This is a genomic window from Paenarthrobacter sp. (assembly GCF_031180005.1).
GTDB lineage: Bacteria > Actinomycetota > Actinomycetes > Actinomycetales > Micrococcaceae > Arthrobacter.
The window spans coordinates 252,096-273,998 of sequence record NZ_JAPSHI010000001.1 but is presented as its reverse complement, the minus strand read 5'-3'; the positions used below and the strand labels follow the sequence as shown (position 1 = coordinate 273,998).

Genomic DNA, 21,903 nt, shown 5'->3' with positions numbered 1-21,903 from the left:
AGAAACGGTTGCTGACACTCGATTTAGCCGAACGATGTTCCCATTAACAGACCGTCCGGCGCCGGACTATTCCGATGGCAGGGGCTCGCGTGGAATCCGCGGGCAGCCGATCCTGAAAATGAGGTTCCTGAAATTGCTGTGACTTGTGTCGCAATAGGGAGCAGTCAGCTGCACTCAGGGGCTAGAAGCCGCCCCGGCTTGCGTCTTCGGGCGGAAGGACGGGCCATTCGCCCTCGATGACAGCTGTGGGCTTACTGCGCCGCAAGTACTGCTGGAAATCAGCGGCCTGGGATGCCGCCCAGTCTACTTGCAGCTGGTGCAGTGTGGACGCAGGCATCTGCAGCTTGGGGAATTTGCCGGCCATGGCATCCAATACACGGAGCGTGGCGAGAGCGTCAGCCGCCGAAGTATGCGCGTTCGTCAAGTCAACGCCGTATTCCTCGCACAAAGCCGTCAGCGTACGCTTTCCCTTGCGGTAACGGTCCACCTGCTTGTTCATCACATAGGGATCCAGCACGGGGAAGCGGCTGAGTTGGGGAACGCCGTAGCGGGCGGACTCGGCCGCCAACACGGTGAAATCGTAGCTGGCGTTGAAAGCAATGACGGGAGTGCCGTCGTCGAATAATCCTTGGAGTACCGCGGCCACCTCGCGTGTTACCTCTGCGGCCGGACGGCCTTCTGCACGGGCTTTCTCTGTGGTGACGCCGTGCACTTCGCTGGCTTCGAGCGGGATTTCAACCCCGGGATCTGCCAACCACTCGTGCTCTGCGATGAGCTCCCCGTGGGCATCCACGACAGTGATGGAAGCAGTGACGATTCGCGCTGACCGTGAGTTTTTCCCAGTGGTCTCGAGGTCGAACGCGGCACGGGAGAGGGTGTTCCAGGAGCTCATGTCTTCAAGCTACCGGCTGGGTCCGACACTATTCGGGCACGACACTCCTGCCGTTACGCTGAACACATGCGGATGGAGTATGTGACGGCGGTTCTGGCCGTTGTGGACCTTGTTCCGTCGGGTTCGGCGGTCTCCTACGGCGACGTCGCAGAGCTTTTGGGAGCCGGCGGGCCGCGGCAGGTCGGCGCGGTGATGAGCCACTACGGCAGCTCAGTCGCTTGGTGGCGCGTCCTTCGGGCCAGCGGGGAAGCGCCTCCTGGCCACGAAGTCGCCGCCCTGCGGCATTACATGGAAGAATCCACCCCTCTCTATGGTGCATATGAGGCCTTCCTGAGGACGGGCGAAGGTCGTTGGCGTGTCGATCTGACAGCGGCCCGATGGGCGCCTACCGACTCCGGTTTCGACCAACTGGATGTGATCTCGGACCAGTTGGAGCGTCAACTCCATAAAATGTCGGTGCCCGATGATGAAATGACTGTGTGACCGCGACTCCTGCCAAAACCCGCCAAGCACCGGCAGCTCTCCGCCTGCTCCCGCCCCGTGAGACTCACTATGCGGCTCCTGCTTTGTCTTCGGACCAAAGTGCGGTCGTTTCCCTCCCACAGGGGAGCGGCCCTGTCCTCGTGCCTGGGGGCCCGGGAACGGGCAAATCAACTGTGCTGGTGGAATCCGCCGTCCGACGCGTCAGTGAGGACGGATTGGACCCGGAGCAGGTTCTCGTTCTTGCTCCCGGGCGCCACGCCGCGGCAGCTTTGCGCGACACCTTCACAGGACGGCTGGACCGCAGTCTCAGTACGACGCCGGCACGCACCTGGGCGTCCTACGCCTTCGACGTTATCCGGCGGGCAAAGGCGGAAGGCATATTGCCGCTGACGCGGCCACCGAAGCTTTTGTCGGGCCCCGAACAGGACCTCATCATCAAGGAGTTACTGGAAGGCCACTCCCGTCCGGGATTCCAGCTGCCTTGGCCGGAGGATCTGGCAGCGGCACTTCCCACGCGCGGCTTCCGTCACGAGATCCGGCAGTTGTTCGACCGCATTATCGAATCGGGGCGCACCGCCGAGGACCTGGTCGGACTGGCCTATGAGTGCGGACGGCCCGATTGGATGGCGGCTGCCGAACTGTACAGCGAGTACCGGGACGTCCTGGACCTCCGCATGCCTGAGGCCTTTGACCCTGCTGGAATCATCACCACGGCCCGGCAGATTTTCCAAGACTCGCCGGCTTTTCTAGCTGCCGAGCGGGACCGACTCCAACTCATCCTCGTGGACGACGCGCAGGAATCGAATCCTGCCGTGTTCGAGCTCCTTGCCGACATCGGCGAAGGTAAAGACGTCGTGGTGACCTACTCACCGGATACCGTCGTGCAAGGTTTCCGCGGCGCACGCCCGGACCTGGTGTCAGAGCTGCCAACACTGTTGGGCGGCATACAACAAAAGGTTCTCGAACGCCCACTGTCGGTTACCCACAGGCACGCGCCTGAGGTAGCTGAGGCGTGGATCCGGGTCGCGGGCCACATCTCACAGCGCTCGGGTGGCCAGTTGGCCAGGCAAATGGAACAACCACAACATCCGGAAGGCATGCATTCCGCACCTGCCCGGGATGGTCGGGTGGAGGGCCATGTGCTGCCGTCAGCCGTCCACGAGTTGCGGTACGTTGCACAGCGCATCCTCGAAGCTCAACTGCGGGAATCGCGGGAATTCAGCGACATCGCGGTGATCGTCCGGAACGGCGGGCAAATTTCCCAGTTGCAGCGTTACTTGAGCGGCCAGGGAATCCCGGTACGTGTTCCCGTGGCAGACTCGGCCGTCCGTGACGAAGTCGCGGTGCGTCCCCTGTTGGAGGCCTTTGCCATAGTGCTGGACCCGGTAAAGCTGACGCCTGAAACTGCCGTTTCCCTCCTAACCTCCCGCATCGGCGGAGCCACGGCCATCGAACTGCGCAGGCTGCGCCAGTCCCTGCGCCGCGAGGAACTCCTAGGCGGTGGCGGCCGCTCCAGTGACGCTTTGCTGGTTGAGGCCCTGCTTCAACCCGGTGCTCTGGCGTCGCTGGGCATTGAAGGCAGTTCTGCCCGTCGGCTCGCCCGCATGCTAGCGGCCGGTTCCGCCGCTGCCGCGGAACCCGGTGCCAACGCGGAATCTGTTCTGTGGGCTTTGTGGCACGCCACCGGGTTGTCTTCCCGCTGGGCAGAAATGGCGCTTGAAGGCGGCAATGCCGGTGCACGTGCCGATAGGGACCTTGACGCCATGATGGCGCTGTTCCATACAGCCGAACGCTTCGTGGATCAACTGCCCGGTTCAGGTCCCGAACAGTTCCTGGACTACTTGCTGAACCAGGAACTGCCCATGGACACCCTTGCCGCGCGGGCACAGCTGGAGGCTTGCGTGGAGATCATGACTCCCGCGAGCGCAGCCGGACGGGAATGGCCGGTGGTGATCGTAGCTGGCCTCCAGGAAGGCGTATGGCCCAACACACGCTTGCGTGGAGAACTGCTGGGAAGCACTGTCTATGCCGACGCAGTTGAACACGGAGTGGACTATGCCCTTCGGCGCGGGCCCTTAAGCAGGCTCCGGGATATTCGTTACGACGAACTCAGGAGTTTTTCGACCGCCGTATCCCGAGCCCGTGAAGTATTGATCTGCACTGCGGTGTCTTCTGAGGATGAGCAACCCTCGGCTTTCCTGGACTACGTGGCGCCCTTGGGGGCCGGCGAGTACAAGCGTGACTACACCCCAGTCGACCGTCCCATGACCCTGAGGGCCCTGGTCGCGGAACTGCGGCAGCACGCCCAGTCGGAAGACGCCGGTAGCGGCGAAGCACATACCTCGCACGAGGCCGCCCAGATATTGGCCAGGCTCGCCAGCACCGAACCACCCGTTCCGGGTGCACATCCGGACACGTGGTGGGGTTTGGCGGCGCTGAGTTCCCAGGAAGCCGTGGTGCCACCCGGCGGTACCGTTTCCGTCTCACCGTCCAAGGTGGAGGCCGTACATAAGTCGCCGTTGGACTGGTTCGTCCAAGCAGCCGGAGGTGAAGCTGCCACCGACTTCGCACGCAGCCTGGGCACCTTGGTCCACAGCATTGCCCAGGAGCTTCCCGATGCTTCAGGAGCCGAGTACGTGGCTGAGCTCGTACGTCGTTGGCCCACTTTGGGTATGAAGGACAACTGGGAAGGAAAGCTCGATTTCCAGCGGGCGGAACTGATGGTTCGAAAGTTGGCCCAGTATGTGCTCATCATGCGCGGTGACGGAAGAGGCTTGCTGGCCGTGGAGCACGACTTTGAAGTTCAGCTACCTGATGTCACCTTGGACGCTGGCGCCGTCAGTGGTTCCCCTGCTCGTGAAGGGGAGTCCACCCGCCACGCAGTACTCCGCGGTCAGGTGGACCGACTCGAAATCGATCCGGAAGGCAGGCTCGTCATTGTTGACCTCAAGACCGGCAAACGGCAACCCGGCAAAGCGGAGGTTGCCGAGCACCCACAACTGGGTGCCTACCAGGCTGCCGTCCTCAAAGGTGCCTTCCGGGACGCCGAAACAGGGGACGAAACGCCCGACCGCGGCTCTTTTGCAGCGTCCGGGAACGGCTTTGTCCCCGGCGGCGCCGTGCTGGCCCAACTTGGGACCAAGACCAAGAGCCCAGCGGTACAGCAGCAGGACCCGTTGGATCCCACGGACAACTGGGCCGAGGTGCTGGTGCATGAGGCGGCTGCCCTGATGGCCGGTGCAACATTTGAAGCACGGCACGACCCCGGCAAGGGAGGACATAGCGGCCATGGATGCCGCCTACCGGACGTATGCCCGTTGTGTGCCAGAGGAAAGCAGGTCACTGAATGACAACCGAACTCCTGGACGGCTTCGCCACCAGCAATCCTGGCGTGGAGGCAGTCCCCGAGCCAAGGTTTTCTCCTTCTGAACTGGCTAACATCCTTGGCGAAAAGAACCACCCTACGGCTGAACAGGCGGCCATCATTGCCTCCCCTCTTTCACCGCGCCTGGTGATTGCCGGGGCAGGTTCGGGTAAGACAGCCACCATGGCGGACCGTGTGGTGTGGCTGGTGGCCAACGGCTGGGTGCGCCCCGAAGAAGTCCTCGGCGTGACTTTTACCCGCAAGGCTGCCGGAGAGCTGGCGAGCCGGATACGATCCAAGCTGGCCACGCTCCAGCGGATAGCGGCGGCGGACGATGGCAGCACAGGCTTCCCCGAGGGACTTCTCGGCGCAGACGACCTCGAACCCAAAGTGTCCACGTACCACTCCTATGCAAGCGGCATCGTGTCTGACTACGGCCTGCGGTTGGGCATCGAGCGGGACGTCGTCTTGCTGGGAGGGGCACAGTCCTGGCAGCTGGCCAGCGAAGTCGTGGAAGCATATGACGGCGACTACGAGCACTTCACTGCCGCCAAATCCACGCTCGTTAATGCAGTCATCCAGCTGGCCGGGGAATGCGCAGAGCACCTTCAGGATCCCGGGGAAGTGCGGGACTGGGTCTTGGAGCGCGTTCAGACCTTTGAGCAGCTTCCCTATGTAGCCGGTGCAAAGAAGAATCCAACGCAGGCCGCAGGAGAACTTGCGGCCATGCTAAGGACACGCGCCAGCGTTGCCGACATGGTGGTTCGTTACCAAGAAGCGAAGCGTCAGCGCGGTGTCCTTGATTTTGGTGACCTCGTGGCGCTCGCGGCCCGAATTGCGAGCGATATTCCGCTAGCAGCCACCACGGAACGTGCCCGCTACAAAGTGGTGCTCCTGGATGAATTCCAGGACACCTCCCACGCCCAGCTTGTTCTGTTCTCCCGTCTTTTCGGTCAGGGCCACGCAGTTACTGCGGTGGGCGACCCCAACCAGTCGATATACGGCTTCCGAGGCGCTTCCGCGGGCCAGCTCTTCCACTTTGTGCAGGAGTTTCCCGTCCGGCAAGGGGACCCCTCCGGCTCTGAATCCTATTCCGTTGCCCCCACTTCGTATCTGACCACCGCCTGGCGTAACGGGAGAAACATCCTACGGGCCGCAAACACCATCGCAGCGCCCTTAAACAGGTCGGCGGAACTGGACGGTCCGGCGGGGGAGAGGGAACGAGCGAGTAATGTCTCAGTCCCCGCGTTGGTTCCTAGCCCGGCCGCGGCGGATGGAAGTGTGGTGATCGGTCGCTTCGGGACGGATGAGGACGAAGCCGCAGTGATAGCCCGCGATGTCCGTCGCTACCAACGGACTGTTTTCGAAGAAGAGAAGGACGGCACTCCGGTCAAACCCGCCATGGCGGTCCTCTGCCGTCGACGGGCGCAGATGGAGTGCCTCCGCCGCGAGTTCGAGCTCCAAGGGATTCCCTACGAGATCGTTGGACTTGGCGGCTTGCTGGACACCCCGGAGATCGTGGATCTGGTGGCGACCTTGCGGGTCCTGGCCGATCCGGGACGTTCGGATGCCCTGATGAGGTTGTTGGCTGGGGCACGATGGCGGATCGGTCCGGCAGACTTGATGGCCTTCAGTGACTGGTCCCGCTTCCTGGCCCGCAGACGGTCGGCACTGGAAGCTCAACCTGATTCCTTTGATGACAACGAAGAACCGTCAAAGACCGTGATTGAGAGTGACATCACCGATGCCGCAAGCCTCGTGGAGGCCCTTGACTTCCTTCCGCGGCCTGGCTGGACGTCAGGCCATGGGAGGAGCCTCAGCGCTGCTGCTCTGGATAGGTTGACCCGCCTTGCTTCGGAACTGCGCTCTCTGAGGAGCTACATGGGCGACGACCTCACCACGCTCCTTGGCGAAGTGGAACGTGCGATGCTCCTGGACATCGAAGTAGCGGCCAAGCCGGGAATGAGCATCCACCAGGCTCGCCGCAACTTGGATGCTTTCCAGGATGCGGCAGCCGGGTTCCTGCAGACGTCGCAACGCATTGACCTGCTGGCGTTCTTGTCGTGGCTGGAAGCTGCAGCCTCCGAGGAAGGCGGCTTGGATGTCGCCCCCGTTGAGGCCAACCGGGAAGCCGCCCAATTGCTGACCGTCCACGCTTCGAAAGGATTGGAATGGGACGTTGTTTTTGTCCCCGGCCTCAACGCTGGTTCGTTCCCCAGCAACAGGGATTCGCGGTGGAGCACCGGTGCCGCGGCCTTGCCGTGGCCCCTGCGGGGCGATCGAGCAGACCTTCCCCAGTGGGACCTCGATCAGCCTGACCAAAAGGGATGGTTGGACGCAGAGAAGGAATTCAAATCCGAGGTCCAGCATCATGGTGAGGCCGAAGAGAGGAGGCTCGCGTACGTCGCTTACACTCGGGCGAAGTTCGTCCTGTGGGCTTCCAGCGCTGCCTGGAACGGCTCTCGATCGGGGATGGCCAGCATGTCTGCCTTCCTCTCCGAACTGGCGCCGCTTGCCGGAGTTGATGGAGAGGAAAACGACGCCGGCCGGCCGCAGTCGCTCGTCAGTGCAGTGGTCCACGCGGAATCGGTGGCCGAAGAGGCCTTGCCCAATGAAAGCCCCTTGACTGCAGTGCTCGAAGTTGCCCAATTCCCCTATGACCCCCTGGAAGGGCCTTCGGACCCACGGACGGGCGCCCGGCTAAGGCTGACTCCGGGCAGGCGGCTTGCAATGGATCGCGCCGCAGCCATGGTCCGTGGATACATCGAGGAACCCCCCCGGGCCCCTTCAGATGATCTGACCGGGGCCGCCGGGAGATGGTCCCAGGAGGCCGAACTACTGCTGGATCGCCAACGGCAACTCAAGACCGTTCAGGACGTCCACCTACCCAGCCACATTTCTGCCTCACTGTTCGTTGACCTCGGTGCAGACCCTGCCGCCGTCTTGTCCCAGCTGCGCAGGCCCGTTCCCCGCGAACCGGGCATCTCGGCGCGCAAAGGTACCGCCTTTCATGCATGGGTCGAGGAGTACTTCGGCACAACCGGCATGCTGGACCTTGATGAAGCGCCGGGTTCGGACTCGCACATCGACGAGGCCTATGGCTTGGATGACATGGTGGCGGCTTTCAAGCAGTCCGAGTGGGCTCAGCGCGCTCCGGCTTTCGTCGAAGTACCTGTGGAAACGCGGATTGGCGACGTCGTGGTGCGTGGGCGCATCGACGCCGTGTTCCGTGATGCTGACGGCCGTTGGCAACTCATCGACTGGAAAACCGGGCGACGCCCCGCAGGTCAGCAACTGGCCACCCGGGCGGTGCAGCTTGCCGTTTACCGGCTTGCATGGGCGCGACTCAGGGATGTACCCCTCGAGGATGTCAGTGCCGCGTTCTACTATGTGGCAGACGATGCCGTTGTGCGTCCGCACGATCTTGGCAGCGCCGAGGAACTGGAACTGATCGTGGCGAAGGCATTGAAGAACAGCGCGGACCTGTAGGAACGCCGGGAACCCGGGAAGGCACTGGGTTCCCGGGGTTTGTGTTCTGTGTTCTAGGAACGGTCGGCCGCGTGAAGCGGCGTTACGCTGACAACACTCATAGCGGCGGTGGAGGTGTCGTCGTGGTTTGATGCCGTGCCGGAGCCGCTTTCTTCGGAGCTCTTTGACTCATCAGCGTCGGGAATAGCCGCGACACTGACTGCAGGTTTGTCGGCCCGTGAATCGGCTGCTCTCTGCCGAGCGGCCTCGTGCTCAGCAGCTTCGTTCTCGGCGGCCTCGACCTCAGCGGCCTGTGCAGCTTCTTCGTCGCGACGCACCTGCTCGTCGATGTCATCGGCGAGTGCCTGCAGCATGGACTCTGCTTCCGCCGTCATGCTCTGATGCCCTGCAGCCATTGCCTTGACCAGATATTGGGCGAGGGCGAACTCGGCCAGCAGGGCGGCCCGGCGGAGTAGGTGCGCATCCGGGATCTCGCGGCGTGCTTGCGTGTAGTGGCTCAAGACAGCCTCAACAAACGAGGCCTCGTTGGATGCCACCAGCCAGGCGAAGTCGTCTGCTGGATCACCGATCCTGAGGTCGGTCCACCCCGTTAGGGCGGTCACCGTGTCATCCTGAACCATCAGGTTGTCTTCATGAAGGTCGCCATGGACCACTGAGGGATTGAAACGCCAAAGGGCAACATCTTCGAGGGCGTGCTCCCAGCGACGCAGCAGGGTCGCAGGAATTTTGCCGGTGGTTGCTGCTTGGTCAAGTTCGTTGAGTTTGCGTTGCCGGAACTCATTGGCCGAGTAACTGGGAAGGTCCGCATTGGTGACCAAAGTCAGTGGCAGGTCATGAACGGCAGCCAGAGCCGCGCCGACCTCCTGGGCCAAGGAGGGACTGCCGGCTGACAGTTCTTCGATGGAAAGCACGGAGCCCTGAAGATGGGCGTAGACGAAAGTCGTCAGCGCACCTTGCCTCACTGTGCCGGCGATGGTGGGCACATGAAAGGGCAGTTCAGCGCGAATGGCGGGCGCGAAGGCCCGCAGCACCATAAATTCGGTTTCCAGCCGTGTGCTGGCTTCCGGATGGCGCGGTGAACGGACCCGCCAGCGCTTGCCTTCCGCGTCCAGCAACAACGCCGAGTCGAAGTCGGCGTCGTCGTCGGGGGAGTAGGCTGCGGCCGTCGGCGACAGGCCTGGTACCGCCGCTGTTGCTATGGCGGCCAGTTCGAGCGGTGTTCTTCTCACGTTCTCCACGGTAGATTGAGTGCGGCCTGTGGCCATGATGCAGTGCGGCGAGTCTTCAGATCCGCAGCAAATGCGCAGGAAATGTGGATCAAAACATGGCTCATGTGCCTAAGAGGGCAACCCTATGGGGTGGTGTCCACAACAGTGGACCTATCCAAATGTTCTTTGTCGAAACGAGTCAGTACGGTAGATACATGAGTCAAACGGAGTCGCCGGCGCTTGCCAATCACCTGATGGAGACCGTACTTCCCGTCCGTCCTGCCATGGTGGACCGCGGCTCAGGCGTGCGGATGAAGCCGGGCATGGTGGAGGATCTCATCGCCTCCGGCACGGCCAAGGCCATGGTCATTTCGCAGCGTAAAGCGTTGGTGACTGCTGACGGTCTGTGGTTCGGAGACGCTGCGCCGCTCTGGAAAGCTCTTAATGGGTCGGAAAGCGGTGCTCTTGCTGCCATCTACCTGGGCACCACTTTGACGTCGTCCTCATTGCCGGAGGGCACGTCCGTTGTGCTGTTCACTGTTGCTGAACCGCCGGCTTCCGGCATCGCCGCGGTGCCGTTGGATGCTGAGTGGGCCGGCTTTCGGGATGTCGCGGCACGTCTTGACGCCGAGGACACCGCCTTGTTCATCGAGGCCAGCGCAATCTCCAACTGGCATGCAACCCACACGCATTGCCCACAGTGCGGCACGCCCACGGACATCGAGGTCGGCGGCTGGGTCAGGCGGTGCCCCCAGGACAACTCCGAGCATTACCCGCGGACAGATCCCGCGATCATTGTCACGGTGGTTGGCCCTGATGGCCGGCTCCTGCTAGGTGGAGGAGGGGCCGTCGACGCTAAGAATTACTCGACGCTCGCAGGATTCGTTGAGCCTGGTGAATCGCTGGAGCAGGCCGTCGTCCGGGAAATCGAGGAAGAAGTGGGTGTCCGCGTGACGGCCTGCCAGTATCTCGGTTCGCAGTCCTGGCCATTCCCGGCCTCCCTCATGTTGGGGTTCACCGCAAGGACAGACGACGCCGTTGCCCGGCCTGACGGCGTAGAGGTCACCAGAGCACGGTGGTTCAGCCGTGAGGAGCTGCAGGAAGCCGTGCTGAGCGGTGAAATCACCATCTCAACGCGCCTGTCCATCGCGCGTTCATTGATTGAGCATTGGTATGGCGGCGTCATCGAAGACCTCCAGCCGTGACTGAAGGGATTTTCGACGGCGGTGGCTCACTCGAGGAGCGCATTCTCGGCGGGCTGGACGAAGAACAGCGAGAAGTGGCCAGTACTTTGACGGGTCCCATGTGCGTCCTTGCAGGGGCAGGCACGGGAAAGACACGCGCCATCACTCATCGCATTGCTTATGGTGTTCACTCCGGGGTTTACAGTCCGCAGAGACTGCTGGCCGTGACTTTCACTGCCCGGGCCGCAGCTGAGATGCGTAGCAGGCTCCGCGATCTTGGTGTCGCCAACGTTCAAGCCCGCACATTCCATGCCGCAGCATTGAGGCAATTACAGTTCTTTTGGCCGCAGGCAATTGGCGGCACTTTGCCTAATCTCTTGGACCACAAGGCCAACATGATCGCAGAGGCCTCCCGCAGGCTTCGGCTGAGCACTGATCGTGCATCCATCAGGGACCTGGCAGCCGAGATCGAGTGGGCCAAGGTGTCCATGCTGACGCCCGCTAATTACTTGGAGAATGCACAGGGCCGTGGGACTCCCGGAGGCTTCGACCTCACCGCGGTCTCCAGGGTGTTCCAGGCCTATGAGGACATCAAAACCGACCGCAACGTCATCGACTTCGAAGACGTCCTGCTCATAACAGTGGGCATCCTCCAGGAGGACCCGAAAGTAGCGGCAACGGTCCGGGAGCAATACCGCCATTTCGTGGTGGACGAGTACCAGGACGTTTCACCCCTTCAACAGCGGCTTTTGGATTTGTGGCTCGGCGGCCGGAACGAGTTGTGCGTGGTGGGAGATGCCAGCCAAACCATTTACTCCTTTACCGGAGCCTCGCCCAAGCATCTTCTCGGGTTCAAGGGGCAGTTCCCAGGAGCGACCATCGTCAAGCTCATCCGTGACTATAGGTCCACCCCGCAAGTGGTGAGATTGGCCAACGACCTCTTAGGTTCCCGCCGAAGCGGTGGCCCGGTGGCAGATGCCGCCTGGGCGCCGCCCCTTAAGCTTGTCGCCCAGCGGCCTCCTGGTCCGGAACCGCGGTTCATGGAGTGCCCTGATGACGAGGCTGAGGCCGCTGTGGTGGCAGGCAGAATTCAGGAGCTGCTCAACACAGGAGTCAAGGCCAGTGAGATCGCCATCCTGTTCCGCACCAACGGCCAGTCTGAAGCGTACGAGCAAGCCCTGGCCTCTGCCGGTATTGGCTATCAGCTGCGGGGAGGCGAGCGGTTCTTCGCTCGCAAGGAAGTCCGCGATGCGATCCTCCAGTTGCGCGCGGCAACCCGCGCCGTGGCGGAAGGGCCACAGGAACCCTTGGGTCAAATCGTGCGGGACATCGTTGCCTCACTTGGTTACACGGAGGCCGCCCCCCATAGTGGTGGAGCACTGCGTGAGCGTTGGGAATCCCTGGCGGCCCTGGTCGCCTTGGCCGATGAGCTTGCTGTCAGCCGTGGGGAGTCCTTCACCTTGGCTGAGTTCGTCAATGAGCTTCAGGAGCGCTCGGTCGCGCAACACGCACCCACCGTTCAGGGTGTCACTCTTGCTTCCCTCCACGCCGCCAAGGGCTTGGAATGGGATGCGGTGTTCCTAGTAGGCCTCAGCGAAGGGCTCATGCCCATTTCCTTCGCAGATACGCCCGAGGATGTGGATGAAGAGCGCAGGTTGCTTTACGTCGGCATCACCCGGGCCCGGGAGCACTTGAATCTCTCATGGTCCACAGCCCGAACCCCGGGTGGCCGGGCCAACCGCAAACCGTCCCGGTTCCTGGACGGACTTCGCCCCAATTCCGTGGCTTCCGCCAACGCACGCAGCAAGTCGGGTCCCACTCGGCGGAAAGCTGCCGCTCCGGCGTCGTGCAAGGTCTGCGGAAGCATGCTAGCCAGTGGAGCGGAACGGAAGGTGGGGCGTTGCCATCAGTGCCCGCCTACTTACGAGGAACAGACCTTCGAGGCGTTGAGGCAGTGGCGCCGGGACGAGGCCCAGTCGGCCGATGTCCCTGCGTATGTTGTCTTCACGGACGCTACGCTGACGGCCATCGCAGAAGCCAAACCGTCATCGCTGGAGGAATTGTCCGGCCTCGCGGGGATTGGCCCGTCCAAGCTCGAACGCTACGGCGAAGCTGTTCTGGCAGTACTCGCTGAGAGCAGCGAACTCTGATGACCCGCCAACCTGCTTCCGACACCGGCATTCCACACACCACCGACGACGGTGCTCCCGTTGTGGTGCGTCGGTCCGCCAGGCGGCGGCGAACCGTTGCCGCATTCTGGGAAGATGGCAAGGCCGTGGTCGCCATCCCCGCCAGCTTCACCAAATCCCAGGAGCGGGAGTGGGTCCGGCGAATGCTGGCCAAGTTGAAGAAGCAGGGGGAGCGGCAATCGGGTGCGGGCAGGCGCCGTCCTGCCACGGACCAAGCCCTCGCCAAGCATGCCGAGCACCTTTCAATCACGTACCTCGGCGGGCGGGCAGTCCCGACGTCGGTCCGCTGGGTAGCCAACCAAAACTCGCGGTGGGGTTCGGCAACTCCTGCGGACGGCACCATCCGGCTGTCCAACAAACTTCAGCCCATGCCGCAATGGGTTATTGACTACGTACTGGTCCACGAGCTCGCGCACTTGCTGGTGGCGGGTCACAATGCCGAATTCTGGAGATTGGTTGAGGCCTACCCTGAGACGGAGCGGGCAAAGGCCTTCTTGGAAGGCGTTGCTTTCGCTACGTCCCGGGGACTCGCGGTAGGTTCAGGCTCCGAGGATCCCGGCGATTTGACTGTGGACCTGTCTGACTAAAAACGTCAGAAGCTTGGCCGCACAGCTTCTCTTAGCCGCAACTGTCCTTAACTGCACAACGGCCGCCATGAGATGGCGGCCGTTGCGCGGCTTGCTTATTTGCCCGGCGCCTCGGGGTCGTTGTCGTCCGTTGCCGTTTCATCACCGGACGGGTTCTCCGCGGAATCTGCCTTGGAACCCGAGGCTTCAGCTTCATCGGCCTCGGAGTCGTAGCCGCCGCTCAGAAGCTTCTGCAAGGCGTCGTCAACCTCGCTGTCACTTGCCTCGGCAAGGCGCCGACGTTCGGAGAAGCCCTTGGGATCGTCCAGGTCCTCACCGGTGGGCAGGAGATCCGGGTGGTGCCAGAGCGCGTCGCGGCCGGCGATACCGCGTTCTTCCTTCAAAGTGGCCCAGAGGGTTGCCGCTTCCCGGAGCCTGCGGGGGCGAAGTTCCAGGCCGACCAGGGACGAGAATGCGTGCTCGGCCGGTCCACCTGTGGCGCGACGACGACGCACGGTTTCGCGCAGCGCGGTCGCTGACGGCAGCACCTTGTCGGTTGCTTCGGCTGTGAGCTCGTCCACCCAGCCCTCCACCAAGGCAAGAGCAGTTTCGAGCTTTTCCAACGCGGCCGTCTGGACCGGCGTCCGCTCGGGCGTGAAGACACCCTGGGACAGTGCTTCCTGGATTCCTTCGGGGTTGCTCGGGTCGAGGTCCCGGGCAAGGTCTTCAATGCGGGACATGTCGATGTGAATGCCGCGGGCATATGCCTCAATGGCGCCAAGCAGGTGGCCACGCAACCACGGGACCTGGACGAACAGCCGCGCGTGGGCGGCTTCGCGGACGGCAAGGAAGAGCCGAACGTCATTCTCGGGGAGGCTGAGGCCTTCGCCGAATTTAGCTACGTTGGCCGGCAGCAGCGCCATTTCCAGGTCTGCCAGGGGGACTCCGATGTCGGTGGAGCTGACAACCTCGGCTGAGAGCGCGCCGATGGCTTGTCCGAGTTGCATGCCAAAGATCGCCCCGCCCATGTTTTGCAGCATGGACGATGCGCCGCCCATCATGGACTTCATTTCTTCGGGCATTTGCTGGGTGAGGGCGTTGGACAAGGCATTGGCGATGCTGTTGGCCACGGGCTCGGTCAGGCGCTTCCACGTTCCCAGGGTCGCTTCAACCCATTCGGCCCTTGACCATGCCCTACCAATCAGGCCGGTTGCCGAGAGATCAGTAACGGGGTCCAGCCAAAGTTCTGCAAGCCTGAGCGCTTCGTCGATCTCCCTGGCCTGTTGGGCGTTGACCGAGGGATCGCTGCCGGCGGCGGCGACGCGCCGTGCATTCTCGTGGGCGAGCTGCCAATTCACGGGGCCCACGGATGTTGAACTCATCATCGCCTGTACTTGGGCGAACATCTGCTGAAGGAGCTGGGGATCGTTGGGCAGGCCTGCGGCCTTGGCCAGCTCAGCGGGATCGATGTTGCCCATGCCCTGGCCGCCCATCAGGTTCTGGAGCATTTCTGCCAGCGGATCCTTGGGGGTTTCGTCGTCGTTGGACGGATTGTTGGGGTTGGAAGTCATGGTGCCGCCGATCGTCGAACTGGCTGGTGATCTCTTTCACCGTACCGCGCGGCTGGAAGGCTGTCTGCCCGGAGGAGGTGCCGTTCGCTGTAGGCAAAGCAGTCCTGCAACGTCAGAACGCGTAGTGTTGATGTTTGGTATGTGCCGCCGCCGCCTTCGGCGGCAGGAGCCATGGATCCGGTCACGTAAATGCCGGCATAGAGAGGCCTCAATGCTTACTTCGCCCAGCCCCGAGGGCTCATTGGACCCGCGTCAAACGCCCGACGCCGAATCCAGCTCCGCGCCGCCGGCACCGCCCCGTGACGGCCGCTACATGATCATGGTGATCTCCGGTCTCCTCGCACTCGGCTTGGGCATCGGGGCGGCAGCGTTGCCGGTGCCGTACGTCATTGAATCAGCGGGTCCCACGTTCAATACTCTGGGCAAGGACGGCGACAAGCCTGTCATCAGCATTTCCGGTCGCGAGTCCTTTCCGGCGAATGGCAACCTTGACCTGACCACTGTTGTCATGACCGGCGGTCCGAAGACTCCAGCCACCATCTTTGATGTCTTCCGCGCCTGGCTGGATCCCTCCAAGGCCATTTATCCCGAAGAGCTCATCTATCCCAAGGGCACCACGGCCGAGCAGACGGTCCAACAAGGCGAAATTGCCATGGAAACATCGCAGGAGAACGCGGTGGCCGCGGCCTTGCGTGAGCTCGAGATCCCCTTTGAGCAGCGGCTCAGCGTCGCAGGTCTATCAGACCCTTCGCCATCCGCCGGGAAGATCCAGGAAGGTGACCGGCTGGTCTCCATCAACGGCAAGGCGATAACGTCCATGAGCGTGGTCCAGGCCGAACTGGCTGCGGGCGCCGGCGCCCCGGTCGTCGTCGGCGTGGACAGGAATGGCGTTGCGGTTGCCGAAACGATAACCCCCGCCAAGAACGAGGCAGACCGCTACGTTCTGGGTGTGCTGCTGGCCAGCGACTTCACATTCCCCTTCGATGTCGGCATTTCCCTGGATAATGTTGGCGGACCCAGCGCAGGCTTGATGTTTGCCTTGGGGATCGTGGACAACCTTACGCCGGGAGACCTCACCGGCGGCAAACACGTGGCGGGCACCGGCACGATCACCGCCGATGGCGCAGTGGGTCCCATCGGGGGCATTGCCCAGAAGATGATAGGAGCCCGCCAACAGGGTGCCACCATGTTCCTGGCACCGGCATCCAACTGCGCGGACGTCGTGGGCCACGTTCCGGACGGGCTTCAGGTGGTCAAGGTGGAAACTCTGGCCGACGCCACCTCTGCTGTGGAGCGGCTCGGATCCGGTCAAGACACAGGGAGCCTTCCCACCTGCACAAACAACTAGACTGACGGTGGAACTTAGCTTCACCGCCACTCGTGGCATAGATGACGGCCCTTGCCACAACCCAGCGGCAGGGAAAGTCAACACACGCACACCGACTGTTCACTGACACCAATGAGGTACAGAGTTTGTCCCGTCCCGCCAGCTCCAACCCGCCCGGAAGATCACCACTGAGACGAGGTGCCCTGACGCCGACGCTCATTGTCGTGGCAGTGGCCGTCGTCGGTTTCATTTTCTTCGCCAATGTGTGGACTGACGTCCTGTGGTATCAGCAGCTTGGCTTCTTCGAAGTTTATATCCGCGAAAACCTCGCCAGGATCATCACGTTCCTCATCGGTTTCGCCATGATGTTTGCCGCTGTTTACTTCGCCATCAGGATTGCCTACCGCTCCCGGCCCGTCTATGCTCCGGATGCTGAGGCCCGGGACAACCTCAATCGTTACCAGGCACAGCTTGAGCCTGTCCGCCGGGTTGTCATGATCGGCCTGCCCATCCTGTTCGGGCTCTTTGCCGGCAGTGCGGCAGCCAGCCAGTGGCAGAAGGCCCTGTTGTTCTTCAACCAGGAGCCATTCGGACAGACAGATCCGTTGTTCAACATGGACATCAGTTTCTATCTCATGACACTGCCGTTCCTGGGTTTTGTCACCGGGTTCCTGATCAGCATCGCCGTTGTTGCCGGTATTGCAGGCATCCTGACGCACTACCTCTACGGCAGCATCCGGCTCATGGAACGCGGCATCTTCACGAGCAGGGCAGCTCAAATCCATATCGCCGTCACGGGCGCTTTTTTCCTGGTCCTGCTCGGCATCAACTTCTGGTTGGACAGGTACACGACTGTCCAGAGCAATTCCGGCCGATGGGCCGGTGCACTTTACACGGACGTCAATGCCGTTGTGCCTACAAAGGCGATCCTTGCCGTAGCCGCGGGCCTTGTCGCCATCCTGTTCATCATTGCCGCGATCATCGGTCGCTGGCGCCTGCCGGTGATTGGTACGGCGATGTTGGTTATCACGGCCATTCTGGCCGGCGGCGTATACCCGTGGGTTATTCAGCAGTTCCAGGTTCGTCCGTCGGAGAACACCTTGGAAAAGGAGTTCATTGATCGAAATATAAAGATGACGCGGGCAGCTTACGGTTTGGACAAGATCGACGTATCTGCGTACAACGCCACCACCACGGCGACTACCGGTGCCTTGGCAGCGGATGCGCAGACTACTGCCAACATTCGCCTCCTTGACCCCAACCTTGTTTCTTCGGCGTTTGCCCAGCTTGAGCAGTACCGGCCCTATTACCAGTTCCCACAGACTCTGAACGTGGACCGGTACATGGTTGACGGCAAGGTTCAGGACACTGTTATCGCTGTACGCGAACTGAACCCGGACGGCCTTAGTGCCAACCAGCAGACCTGGGTCAACAGGCACATTGTCTATACGCACGGCTATGGCGTGGTCGCAGCCAAGGGCAACAAGTTTACTGTTGACGGCAAACCGGAATTCCTGCAGTCCGGTATTCCGTCCACCGGTGTCCTGGGCAACGACACCACATATGAGCCGCGTATCTACTTCGGCGAGAATTCTCCTGAGTACTCCATCGTCGGCGCCCCGGAAGGGGCTCCGAACCGTGAGCAGGACCGGCCAGCCGGCCGTGAGGGTGGCGGGGAGACGCAGTACACCTTTAGCGGCAACGGCGGACCGAATGTAGGCAACTGGCTGAATAGAATCCTTTATTCCATCAAGTTCCAGTCTTCGGACCTGTTGCTCTCGGATGGCGTCAATGCGGAATCCCAGATTCTCTACGAACGCAATCCGCGTGAACGCGTTGAGAAACTCGCCCCGTACCTGACTGTTGATGGCAACGCTTACCCGGCAGTTGTGGACGGCCGCGTGAAGTGGATCGTGGACGGTTACACCACGAGCCAGTACTTCCCGTACTCACAGCCGCAGCAACTGCAGAACGCCACGGTTGACTCGCAGACAAGTGCCGGGCGCACCGTTGCCTTGCCAAACAGCTCGGTCAACTACATCCGCAACTCGGTCAAAGCCACAGTGGATGCGTATGACGGCTCAGTGAATCTCTACGCATGGGACGACCAGGACCCCATCCTGAAGGCATGGCAAAAGGTCTTCCCGACGGTCATCAAGCCGTACTCGGAGATGTCCGGTGATCTCATGAGCCACGTCCGGTATCCGGAGGACCTGTTCAAGGTCCAGCGTGAACTGCTCGGGCGGTACCACGTGACCGATCCTGACAGCTTCTATCAGAACAACGATGCTTGGAGCGTTCCGAACGATCCCACGGTCACGGAAGCCGTCAAGCAGCCACCGTTCTACATGTCATTGCAGATGCCGGACCAGGATAAGCCGGCGTTCCAGCTGACCTCGTCCTTCATTCCACAAACGGTCAACGGCAGCGCCCGAAACATCCTGTACGGCTTCCTCGCGGCTGACTCGGACGCCGGAAACGTCCAGGGCGTCAAGGGGGAGAGCTACGGAAAGCTGAGGCTCCTGGAGCTCCCCACCGACACCCAGGTTCCTGGTCCCGGACAAGCACAAAACAAGTTCAACTCTGATCCCACGGTGTCGCAGGCACTCAACTTGCTCCGTCAGGGCGCTTCGGAAGTGTTGAACGGCAACCTGCTCACATTGCCTGTCGGCGGTGGTTTGCTCTACGTCCAGCCTGTGTACCTGAAATCCACCGGTGAGACGTCGTACCCCACCCTGCAGCGCGTCCTAGTGGCCTTCGGCGACAAGATCGGCTTCGCCCCCACCTTGGATGAGGCACTCGATCAACTGTTCGGTGGTGACTCCGGTGCTACTGCCGGCGACTCGGACAACAATGGTCAGACGCCGAACACGCCTCCGGGAACCACCACTCCGCCGGCAGGACCTACCGATGCCAAGGCTGACCTCAAGGCAGCCTTGGATGAGGCCAACAAGGCCATCCAGGACGGGCAGGCTGCCTTGGCCCAGGGTGACTTCGCTGGATACGGTGCCCAGCAGACCAAGCTGTCTGAGGCACTGCGGAAAGCGCTCGACGCCCAAGCCCGTTTGGACGCCACTCCGGCACCAGCAGCGACGCCGGGATCCACTCCCACCGCGACGCCGTCGCCTTCACCAAGCAGCTAGTTCTGTAGGCGCTTGAAAGGCCGGTGCCTGCTCCCTTCCGGGGAGCTTGCACCGGCCTTTTCCGTTGGCGAGACGCACATCACGTCGCCACGATTTGGTCTGCCATTCACCGGGCGGTAATGTTGTTCTTGCGACGCGGGGTGGAGCAGTTCGGTAGCTCGCTGGGCTCATAACCCAGAGGTCACAGGTTCAAATCCTGTCCCCGCAACTGGAGAAAAGGTCCGGATCAGTAAACACTGATTCGGACCTTTTATTTTGCCCCAGCCCGCCACGCCGGCATCTTCCCAAGACCGGCGCTCGTTACGTCCCTCGGGCTTGACGGGGTGAATGGGTGACGTCTTGAATCGTGAGCTGTCGAGGCGTTGGCGGGCCGTCGCGGAAGCGAATCCCTGTCCGCGGCCACAGGTGCGGTGAGGTGTTTAGGCTTGGGGGAGTGATCTGCGGCACCTTAGGTACCATATGGTCAGAAGCACCCTGCAGGGTGCGGTAGAGTTGTTCTTGCGACGCGGGGTGGAGCAGTTCGGTAGCTCGCTGGGCTCATAACCCAGAGGTCACAGGTTCAAATCCTGTCCCCGCAACTGGAGAAAAGATCCGGATCAGTGAGAACTGATCCGGATCTTTTGTTTAAGTGTGCACCGGCACGCCGGTGCTAGCATCAAGCCTGGATTGCTGGGGCAAGAAATGGATGGGACGGCCCAATGGTCAATGACGACTACAAGTTTGGCCTCGAGCGTGAAGTCCTCCAAAGGGACAGCCCTGTTGCCGTGTATCAGCAGGTGGCAGACGTTCTGACGGATCAAGTCAGCCGCCTGGAGCCGGGGTCGCGGATCCCCACCGAAGAGTCCCTGATGGACGCCTACGGCATTAGCCGGACCACCGTCCGGAAGGCGATCGAAACTCTGGTTGTGAAGGGCCTGCTGGTCCGGAGGCAGGGCAAAGGGACGTTCGTGATGGCTCAGCGCCCCGTCAAGATGCTGAATCGTCTGGCACCGTTCATGGAGACGTTCACGGCGGCGGGCATGAAGACTGTCAAGGGACTCATCGAATACAAGTGGATGGAGAAGGATAAATCGGTGCCAGCCAAGCTGGTTTCCGATGACAATCTCGTTCTGGTCATTCGCCGCTCCTACTCAAGTGCCGGATGGCCCTATGCCATTGCGGAGATTTTCATCCCGTCGCATATTGGCCGTCACATCAGCCTCGCGGATGCCGAACGGAACTCCATCTACCAAGTCATCCAGGACAGGACGCTGAAGCCCCTTCATAGGGCGGAAATCACAGTGACCATGCATGCGCCGCCAGAACACTTGGCAGACGCCCTCAACGTCCGCGGGTTCGCCATGGTGCCGCGGCTGGAGCGGACCACCTTGGGCCCTCATGGAGAGGTCCTGGAGTGCACTGTGACCTACTTCCACCCCAAAGGATTCGAAATCCGCGCTGAAGTGGCAACCGACGTCAGTCCCGGCCAGGATTCGCCAGTTCCTTCGGCCGGTTAGGTGGAAACGCAAAATGGGCCGGATCCCTGCGAGGATCCGGCCCATTTCTTGGTTCAGCGGTACGTTGTGGACAGTCCGTCCGATCGGTGGTTACAGCCCGGTTGGTTCCTAGAGCTTGTCGAAGTCAGCTTCGTCTACGGTTGCGCCTGTTGATGCAGGGGCTCCCGCGCCGATGGCAGGCTTCGAACCGCCCGACTTCAAGGCCGCAAGTCGGGCCTCGATCTCGGTTTGCTCTCCGAGGTCTTCGAGCTGGTTGAACTGCGCATCGAGGCTGGAGCTGGCGAGTTCCTGCTGGCCCAGGACCTTGGCCTCTTCGCGACGGATCTTCTCTTCGAAGCGGCCCACCTCGCTGGTGGGATCCATGATGTCGATGCTCTTAAGGGCATCGTGCACCTGGGACTGCGCTGCAGCGGTCTTGGAGCGTGCCACCAACTCGTTGCGCTTGGCGGTGAGCTGGTTCAGTTTGTTCTTCATCTGGTCAAGCCCTGTCTTGAGCTTGTCCACTACCTCCGTCTGGGAAGCGATGCTCGGTTCTGCTGCCTTTGCCTCGGACTCCGCAGTCATTTGGCGCTGAATGGCTACCTTGGCGAGGTTATCGAACTTCTGGGCATCAGTTGCGTCACCGGCAGCGCGGTACTCATCGGCTTTCCGGGATGCCGCAAGGGCCTTGTTGCCCCAGTCCTGAGCATTTTTGACGTCTTCGTTGTAGTCCGCCTGCAGCATCCGGAGATTGCCGATGGTCTGGGCCACGGCTGATTCGGCCTCGGCAATGTTGTTCGTGTAGTCGCGGACCATCTGGTCCAGCATCTTCTGCGGATCCTCAGCCTGGTCCAGCAAGGCGTTGATGTTTGCCTTGGCGAGCTGTGAGATCCGACCGAAAATGGACTGCTTAACCATGGTGTTGCCTTTCGTCCTGCTCAGTGGTGACACTGAAATCAGTAATCAGTTGTTGTACCGCTTCTATGCAGGGCATGGACCCCGCCTAGTCTGT

The 21,903-nt window shown here is 61.7% G+C and carries 13 protein-coding genes and 2 tRNA genes; 11 read left to right on the top strand and 4 right to left on the bottom strand.

Annotated elements, in window-relative coordinates; all coding sequences use genetic code 11:
- Window positions 1-181: 181 nt before the first annotated feature.
- Window positions 182-892 carry a 3'-5' exonuclease gene (locus RIF72_RS01205; RefSeq protein WP_309073077.1) on the bottom strand — a complete coding sequence of 237 codons (711 nt, stop codon included), beginning with the start codon at window positions 890-892 and terminating at the stop codon, window positions 182-184.
- 66 nt (window positions 893-958) lie between these two features.
- Between RIF72_RS01205 and RIF72_RS01200 the strand changes: the two genes are divergently transcribed.
- The 3 genes from RIF72_RS01200 to RIF72_RS01190 are packed head-to-tail and all read left to right on the top strand — an operon-like array spanning window position 959 to window position 8,228.
- The gene (locus RIF72_RS01200; RefSeq protein WP_309073076.1) at window positions 959-1,375 is read left to right on the top strand and encodes an MGMT family protein; all 417 of its coding nucleotides are present in this window, start codon (window positions 959-961) and stop codon (window positions 1,373-1,375) included.
- A complete protein-coding gene (locus RIF72_RS01195; RefSeq protein ID WP_309073075.1) occupies window positions 1,372-4,725 on the top strand; it encodes an ATP-dependent DNA helicase in 3,354 nt (1,117 codons plus the stop codon). Before RIF72_RS01200 ends, RIF72_RS01195 begins: the two co-directional genes overlap by 4 nt.
- Window positions 4,722-8,228, top strand: coding sequence for an ATP-dependent DNA helicase (locus RIF72_RS01190; protein WP_309073074.1), 3,507 nt, complete (start codon window positions 4,722-4,724; stop codon window positions 8,226-8,228). Before RIF72_RS01195 ends, RIF72_RS01190 begins: the two co-directional genes overlap by 4 nt.
- Window positions 8,229-8,281: 53 nt before the next feature.
- On the opposite strand, the gene RIF72_RS01185 is transcribed toward RIF72_RS01190, so the two are convergent.
- Window positions 8,282-9,457, bottom strand: a complete 1,176-nt coding sequence (locus tag RIF72_RS01185) for a macrolide 2'-phosphotransferase (protein ID WP_309073073.1) — start codon at window positions 9,455-9,457, stop codon at window positions 8,282-8,284.
- A 194-nt stretch (window positions 9,458-9,651) separates the two neighbouring features.
- Here RIF72_RS01185 and nudC point away from each other — a divergent pair, with 194 nt between their 5' ends.
- The 3 genes from nudC to RIF72_RS01170 are packed head-to-tail and all read left to right on the top strand — an operon-like array spanning window position 9,652 to window position 13,396.
- Window positions 9,652-10,641, top strand: coding sequence for an NAD(+) diphosphatase (gene nudC / locus RIF72_RS01180; RefSeq protein ID WP_309073072.1), 990 nt, complete (start codon window positions 9,652-9,654; stop codon window positions 10,639-10,641).
- Entirely contained in the window at window positions 10,638-12,770 is a 2,133-nt protein-coding gene (locus RIF72_RS01175) for an ATP-dependent DNA helicase UvrD2 (protein ID WP_309073071.1), read from the top strand. The genes nudC and RIF72_RS01175 overlap by 4 nt, the downstream gene beginning before the upstream one ends.
- Window positions 12,770-13,396, top strand: a complete 627-nt coding sequence (locus RIF72_RS01170) for a M48 family metallopeptidase (RefSeq protein WP_309073070.1) — start codon at window positions 12,770-12,772, stop codon at window positions 13,394-13,396. Before RIF72_RS01175 ends, RIF72_RS01170 begins: the two co-directional genes overlap by 1 nt.
- Before the next feature lie 95 nt (window positions 13,397-13,491).
- Here RIF72_RS01170 and RIF72_RS01165 read toward each other — a convergent pair whose 3' ends face one another.
- The gene (locus RIF72_RS01165) at window positions 13,492-14,946 is read right to left on the bottom strand and encodes a zinc-dependent metalloprotease (protein WP_309073069.1); all 1,455 of its coding nucleotides are present in this window, start codon (window positions 14,944-14,946) and stop codon (window positions 13,492-13,494) included.
- A gap of 211 nt (window positions 14,947-15,157) precedes the next feature.
- On the opposite strand from RIF72_RS01165, the gene RIF72_RS01160 reads away from it, so the two are divergent.
- From RIF72_RS01160 to RIF72_RS01140, 5 genes are all read left to right on the top strand, one after another.
- The gene (locus tag RIF72_RS01160) at window positions 15,158-16,294 is read left to right on the top strand and encodes a S16 family serine protease (RefSeq protein WP_309073068.1); all 1,137 of its coding nucleotides are present in this window, start codon (window positions 15,158-15,160) and stop codon (window positions 16,292-16,294) included.
- A 41-nt stretch (window positions 16,295-16,335) separates the two neighbouring features.
- A complete protein-coding gene (locus tag RIF72_RS01155; protein WP_375164185.1) occupies window positions 16,336-19,416 on the top strand; it encodes a UPF0182 family protein in 3,081 nt (1,026 codons plus the stop codon).
- A gap of 134 nt (window positions 19,417-19,550) precedes the next feature.
- Window positions 19,551-19,624: transfer RNA gene (locus RIF72_RS01150), tRNA-Met, on the top strand.
- A 296-nt stretch (window positions 19,625-19,920) separates the two neighbouring features.
- A tRNA-Met gene (locus RIF72_RS01145) sits at window positions 19,921-19,994 on the top strand.
- A 120-nt stretch (window positions 19,995-20,114) separates the two neighbouring features.
- Window positions 20,115-20,912 carry a GntR family transcriptional regulator gene (locus RIF72_RS01140; RefSeq protein ID WP_178996974.1) on the top strand — a complete coding sequence of 266 codons (798 nt, stop codon included), beginning with the start codon at window positions 20,115-20,117 and terminating at the stop codon, window positions 20,910-20,912.
- 108 nt (window positions 20,913-21,020) lie between these two features.
- Here RIF72_RS01140 and RIF72_RS01135 read toward each other — a convergent pair whose 3' ends face one another.
- The gene (locus RIF72_RS01135; RefSeq protein ID WP_309073066.1) at window positions 21,021-21,809 is read right to left on the bottom strand and encodes a PspA/IM30 family protein; all 789 of its coding nucleotides are present in this window, start codon (window positions 21,807-21,809) and stop codon (window positions 21,021-21,023) included.
- Window positions 21,810-21,903: the final 94 nt, after the last annotated feature.